At 61.1% G+C, this 342-nt stretch carries 1 protein-coding gene; it reads left to right on the top strand.

Annotated features, from left to right (window positions below):
- Positions 1-117: 117 nt before the first annotated feature.
- Positions 118-342 (top strand): UPF0149 family protein (locus tag CR105_RS27605; protein WP_218968771.1); only part of this gene is annotated, 225 nt, incomplete at its 3' end.

Raw genomic sequence — 342 nt, 5'->3', positions numbered from 1 at the left:
TGACCGGGGATTACGTCTGGCGTCAGAATCGGAAGACCGACGTTGGACAATTTCGGCCGTTGGGGTTCCGCAACAACGAGTGAATTGGCTTAGCGCCCGATTTTTTCCGAATCCTGTGTGCACCCCTACTTTACCGCGATCGCCATCGGTCCCGGGCTGATTCCCCCGTCCGCATGGTTGCCATGGGTATGGGACCATGTCGATGGCCGGGCCGCGCCCGTGTTCGACAAGAACTCGCATGCGAACCGCGTCCTCTCGCTGCTGATGCGGCATTACAACGCGGTCGTCGAGGCTTTCAACACCGACCCGGCCGGTTGCGAGCCCATGTTCATGCGCGGCGCA

This window comes from Massilia eurypsychrophila, assembly GCF_002760655.1.
Taxonomy (GTDB): domain Bacteria; phylum Pseudomonadota; class Gammaproteobacteria; order Burkholderiales; family Burkholderiaceae_D; genus JAFCUW01.
This window is presented reverse-complemented; position numbering and strand designations above follow the sequence as displayed.